Source organism: Opitutales bacterium, from assembly GCA_013215165.1.
In the GTDB taxonomy this organism is placed as follows: Bacteria; Verrucomicrobiota; Verrucomicrobiia; order Opitutales; family JABSRG01; genus JABSRG01.
Window position 1 is genome coordinate 1 of sequence record JABSRG010000109.1, and the last position, 5,138, is coordinate 5,138.

The 5,138-nt window shown below is 47.9% G+C and carries 3 protein-coding genes; 2 read left to right on the top strand and 1 reads right to left on the bottom strand.

Annotated features, from left to right (window positions below):
* Positions 1 to 64: 64 nt before the first annotated feature.
* Both HRU10_14860 and HRU10_14865 read left to right on the top strand, forming a co-directional pair.
* Positions 65 to 1,471 carry a hypothetical protein gene (locus HRU10_14860; GenBank protein ID NRA28513.1) on the top strand — a complete coding sequence of 469 codons (1,407 nt, stop codon included), beginning with the start codon at positions 65 to 67 and terminating at the stop codon, positions 1,469 to 1,471.
* Positions 1,472 to 1,822: 351 nt separating this feature from the next.
* Positions 1,823 to 2,491: a 4'-phosphopantetheinyl transferase superfamily protein gene (locus HRU10_14865; protein NRA28514.1), complete on the top strand. Its 669-nt coding sequence runs from the start codon at positions 1,823 to 1,825 to the stop codon at positions 2,489 to 2,491.
* A gap of 102 nt (positions 2,492 to 2,593) precedes the next feature.
* Here HRU10_14865 and HRU10_14870 read toward each other — a convergent pair whose 3' ends face one another.
* The gene (locus tag HRU10_14870; GenBank protein NRA28515.1) at positions 2,594 to 5,071 is read right to left on the bottom strand and encodes a hypothetical protein; all 2,478 of its coding nucleotides are present in this window, start codon (positions 5,069 to 5,071) and stop codon (positions 2,594 to 2,596) included.
* Between the last annotated feature and the right edge of the window lie 67 nt (positions 5,072 to 5,138).

Here is a 5,138-nt window from a genome sequence, read left to right on the forward strand (position 1 = left end):
GACACGATCAACCGCTACAGCCGATCAATACTCACCCCTGATCTCCGCCATCAGGCCTTATGGGATGGCTGTGAAGATGTTTGATGAATATAAAGTGATGGGCCTGGCCCCCTACGGCGATGCATCCCGTTTTCGTTCGCTTTTCAAATCCTTCTACACCCTCCTCCCTGACGGGCGCTATGAGGTGCATCAAGACCGTGTCTACAATCTTTATGGCATCCTCAAACCCCGCCGTCGAGACGATCCATTTGAGCAGATCCACAAAGATATTTCTGCCGCGCTCCAGGAAGCTTTAGAGACCATCGTGTTTCATATCCTGCGCCATTACGGCGCTTCAACCGGACTCGACACGCTCTGCCTCGCTGGGGGTGTGGCTCAAAACAGCAGCATGAACGGCAAAATCGCTGCGTCCGGGATTTTTAAAGATGTCTTCGTTCAGCCCGCTTCTCATGACGCCGGCTGCGCATTGGGTTCAGCGCTTGCGGTAGCCCACCAGTCTAACCCAGGCCTTCCTAACAAACGGCTGCAACACACATACTGGGGCACGCCTACCTGGGACAACGACCGGATCGCCGAGGCTTTTTCACCTTGGGAGGCCTGGGTCACTTTCCGCAAGCTCGATGACACCTGCCGCGAAACCGCGCAGATCCTAGCTGACGGGGCTAAAATCGGATGGGTGCAGGGGCGCTCCGAATTTGGTCCCCGTGCTTTGGGCAATCGCAGTATCTTGGCCGACCCACGCCCCGCTGAGAACAAAGACATTATTAATTCGATGATCAAAATGCGTGAGGGCTACCGCCCCTTCGCGCCCTCTTTGATCGAGGAAAAGGTCGACACCTATTTCGAAGTGCCTGAAGGACAAACCCGCTATCCATTCATGGCGTTCGTTCTACAAGTGAAAGAAGCCTTTCGTTCTGAACTAGGAGCCATCACCCATTTCGACGGCTCCGCTCGCCTGCAGACCGTTTCAAAAGACACGAATCCGCGCTATTGGGAGCTGATTCATGCCTTCGGCGAGATCACCGGGACATACATGTTGATCAACACTTCGTTCAACAACAATGCCGAGCCCATCGTGGACACACCGATAGATGCCCTCGTGTGTTATCTGACCTCTGGCCTCAATTATCTCGTTGTCGGTGACTATCTCGTCGAAAAGAAACCCTTCACCTTAGAGCTGATGGACAATATGGTGATCGATCTACCTCTGGCGCTCGAAATGAAGGAGCATACACGCTTCATAGACTACGAAAGCCGCGCTACCGAATATCTACTTGAATGGAATTATAAACATGGTTCACCCCGCAAAATTTCCAAAGTAGCCTACGCCGTTCTCAAAGCCTCTGCCGCAGAAGATACACTTAGCCAACTAGTCTCGCGGTGTGGCCTTACGATAGATGCGTCTTTACGCCAGGAGATATTTGATCTCTGGCAGGAGCGTAGGGTTATCATTAAACCCGGAAGCTTCTAGAGTTTGGTTTTGTCCGCTAATGCACGCGAATTAACGCGAATAATTTTAGATGGATTGCGACATTCCCCCGTATCACAACTATCCCATAATTTTGATCGCAGATTACGTAGATATTCACAGATCCTTATGAACAAGAGAGATTTACGAAAAAGAGAATCGTCCACAAAATTCTGTGGGATAAAGCATATGGATACCTCGCCAATTCGAAAGGTAATCATGTAACTTTCATCCTTCTGGAGGACAATCATAAGCACCTAATGACAAAATACTTATCTTTGTAAATCTGCGTAGTCTGCGGTCCAGGAAAATTATAATTCCTATGGGATGCCTGTGCCCTTGTATTGAAAAGCCATGCCCTCACCAGATCTTACGCTAACCGAACACATCGCGGCACTACTCCCCGACGGTGTAGCAGTGGTTGCTGGGAGGATTGAGGATCTACAAGATCCCCTCTTCGTCTCGGAGAAATCGGCAGTAGCGCGTGCCATCCCGAAGCGTGTGCGTGAATTTACTGCAGGCCGCACCGCCGCGCGCAGAGCCATGTCTCAGCTTGGCGTGTCCCCAACCGCACTACCGCCTCTTGAGTCTAGAGCCCCAGCGTGGCCAGAAAGCATCGTCGGAGCGATCACGCATACAGACACACTCGCAGCAGCCATTGTGGGGGAAGCAAAGCACATGAGAAGCCTCGGATTAGATTTGGAAGACACCCACCGCCTAGAGCCTAAACTGTGGGGCACCTTGTTCACCAAAAACGAGCAGCGCTATCTCACCAGCTTGCCCGTAGGTGAACAACAACGTAGCGCCACCCTATTCTTCAGCGCCAAAGAAGCCTTCTTCAAATACCAGTTTCCCCTCACCCAAGCCTGGGTCGGTTTCCATGACGCCGAGCTACACCCCACAAGCGACAGCACACTCAGCCTGAAGCTTTTGCGCAGCGACCTCCCTGCCCTCAGACACCCACAACCCACCATCCAATACAGATTCGGCCCCACCTGGGTCGTCACCACAGTCCACGACTAGCTTACCGGAAACGCCAAGCCCCAGCTTTGCTCCGGTAAGCTTCCGCGAAAAAAGGATCAGATAAATAGAGTCCAAGGGCATCTGCTATAAGGGACGCGACGCTTACGGACTCACCCTATTCCAAGGCCCATCTGGTAATCCATTCCATTCATTGGTAACAAGGATATCCTCTATGATCAGGCCACCTTCACGCGCGTGAAAATCTAGTTTTACCTCACCGGGGCCGAAGGTGGCACTATTACCTTGCCATGAAACCCAGGTCCAATCTCCAACCTCTGTCTCGACCATCATCCAATTACCATTAGTATCTTTCATGCCACGTGGATGAAACCAAAATGAATTTGAACCGCCCCCTTTTGCTTTTGCCTTAAACCAGAAACGTAGTGCTTCGGTCCTTTCTAACTCAAATTCAATTGTGAAATCAGGTTTAGTATTAGCAAAAATTCTCTTGGCTGGTGAATCTAATATAGCTTTTATAACACCAGAATCATTATTCCCTGATTGATTGATTACCTCCCAGTTTTGTTTTTCTGGCGAAATCAACTGACTTGCTCTGAAGTGGAGCGTCATCGGCTCTCTGCGGTTTCCTTCGCCTAATGGAAATACATCAGGGTGTTCTGGATGATTTGCACCTTCTTGTAATCCTACCCACAGTGGATCCAGAGAAGCTGGCAATGGCGGCCTCCAGGGTTTCATATCACCCACGGCCCAGCGAGGTCCTGGCATTGGCATGTCCCAATCTTGATTCAATTCCAAAGCGCCTAAATCTGGGGCAGAGCCATTCGTAGGATGTTGTGTTTTTGCAGCAGTTTCAGTATTACCAGCATCTACTGCTTCACTCCCTGGTATAAGATTGAAGTCGATAATCGGATGATTCTTTCCCGGCACGGTAACGACGTCTCCGTGAATAGCATCCGTGATCATTGGACCTGTCTCTTTTTTCCATGGTGATCGAATCGATCCAGATTGGAGAACGGGACTGTTCGTCTTTTTAGCAGGTCCCAATTCAGCAAATTTGACTTCGTTTCCTGCGATTAGATTATACTCACTCGGCACCCATGGGCTGTCCATACCATGTCGTGGTATTGTACCTAACTCCCAACGCCCTCCTTTGTTGCCAACATACCATAGGTTATTCTCGAATTTACAATTAGTATAACCCCAGAATTGACCCTGTCCGGCCCAAATCAGATTTCCTCGTCCATTTACAAAAGTATTGTGTGCAATTAAAATATTGTGAACCGGAGAAAATCCCTGCTTCAAAATGCTAATTGGCACATCAAACTTGAAGAAATATTTTTCTAATCCTTTTTCAGGGGAGGTATAAAGAAGATTATGATCGATAGTGAGGTATCCTCCCATTACAGGGGAAAGGGCCTGAGAGGCCAGCGCATCGAGAAAGAAATTCCTAGTAACCCTTAAGTGCAATGGGTTATGCCAAAATGTATCATATTCTATGTGCTCGTCTACAGAGGACATCATCACATTTTCTTGGTATAGGGACGGGAAATCGCTATCTCCGCCTCTTGGCCTGAAGGCATCATACATCTCATAGACCAAGCAATTTTCGACCCGAGTTCCGACTCCGTTATGGGTCAAAAAACCCATTTTCATGTTGGTCATACCGATACCCCAATAATCGGTTGTTTTGTCGTCATCATAACTCGTCAAGCGCATCCATTCGTAAGCAGGATAGCCACTGTGCTCGCAACTCCGAACGGTCAGAAAGTGAACGTTCGCTGCGTGCACAGCCCTATGGGATCCAAATATGTAACAATCCTCAATGGTGATATGATGTGAAAGTTGAGCGATTGAAATAGCTGCCACTGGATTTAATTGGAAGCGTAACCCTTGCACTAGAATGTATGATCCATTAAGGTATAAACCGACACCGGTTTCATGTGAAGTATACTCACCCCTTGTAATATCAGATATTTGTCCCCTTTGGTAATCATTCCCAACTCGCCAAAATTCACGCGATTTTAAATGATCTGTTGCAGCATCTAGGGCACGGTGAATTTCCACCTTTACACTATTAGGGTCTTGTCCATTCAACAGTCGTACGAAAAGTTTGCCATCTTCCCAACTAAATCCCTCTAATGGTCCACCTATTCCTTCTTTGTTTCTAAATTCTAATAGCTCCTTCTTGCTGTTATAGCCCATCATGTTCCTACCGTCTGCTATGACCAAGCGAACACGATGATTTATTTTGGAAACATAAAGATCTTCAGAGACATGGGTGAAATTGAGCTGCTTTGGCTCGGCACCATTTATGATGACGGTGCCAGGAATCCTAGCACGTAAGACGATTGGATTTTCGATGCTCCCGTTTCCCTCCAAAATAATTGATTGGCGATAGGTTCCTGGTTCTAATTCGTATATGTCTCCAGGCTTTGCATCTTCAACGACGATGTATGGTTCATTTGTTGGTGATAAACTATGAACTTTGGCATGGCTAATGCCAATTAGTGATAGAAAAATAATCAGTATTCCAACGAATCCTTTGTGGGTTTGATAGGGGCGAGGAGTTAACAGATATCTATTCACGGGTAGGTTGTTATATATTTTAAGCACAGCCATCCCATAGGGATGCGCTAAAAAATTAAAAAGTGGTTGGCTTTGGCGGACTTCCGATCAAGGAAGTCAG